The sequence below is a fragment of the Streptomyces colwelliae genome (genome assembly GCF_048158785.1).
In the GTDB taxonomy this organism is placed as follows: Bacteria; Actinomycetota; Actinomycetes; order Streptomycetales; family Streptomycetaceae; genus Streptomyces.
This window is the reverse complement of record NZ_JBLTJC010000907.1, coordinates 1-564: the sequence shown is the minus strand read 5'-3', so window position 1 is coordinate 564 and position 564 is coordinate 1. Positions and strand designations below refer to the sequence as shown.

At 73.0% G+C, this 564-nt stretch carries 1 protein-coding gene; it reads right to left on the bottom strand.

Annotated features, from left to right (window positions below):
- Positions 1–27: 27 nt before the first annotated feature.
- On the bottom strand, positions 28–492 hold the full coding sequence (locus tag ACNFOC_RS55105) for an ion channel (RefSeq protein WP_416966408.1): 465 nt from the start codon (positions 490–492) through the stop codon (positions 28–30).
- Positions 493–564 lie beyond the last annotated feature (72 nt).

The following is a 564-nucleotide window of genomic DNA, read 5'->3' as shown; positions in this document are numbered from 1 at the left end:
CCCCCAACCCCTCACCCTCCCAAGCCGTCAGTCCTCGCCCTTCCCGGCCACCAACCGCTCCAACCGGTCGAACCGCTCATGCAGAGCCCGTACCGTCTCCGCGGCCAACTCCTCGGCCCCGTGCGCGAGATGGTGCCGGCGGCGCTGTTCCCGGCCGACGAACCACGTGGCCAGGGCCGCCGTGACGAGGCCGTAGGTGGTGATGCCGACGACCATCACCACCGAGCCGACGACGCGGCCCCACAGGGTGACCGGGTAGAAGTCGCCGTATCCGACGGTGGTCGCCGTCTCGATCGACCACCACAGGGCCCTCGGGTACGTCGTCAGGTTGGCGCCGCGCGCTCCCTGTTCGGCGGCGGTCACCGCCCAGGAGCCGACGAGCATCACCACGCCGAGGACCGCCGTCGCCGCGCCCGCCGCCTTCAGGTGGAGCGAGCGGCCCTCCCTGCCGAGCAGCAACTCGACCGCCCTGGTGAGGAATCCGGGCAGCATGGTCACTCCTTCGCGTCGGGGTGCCGGGCGGGCGGCCGGAGCTCGTCCCGGCCTGGGGCCAGTGTCGGGGCG

Coding starts and splice junctions, on each gene's coding strand:
- ACNFOC_RS55105 (WP_416966408.1), bottom strand. CDS start 492: ATGCTGCCCGGATTCCTCACCAGGGCGGTCGAGTTGCTGCTCGGCAGG.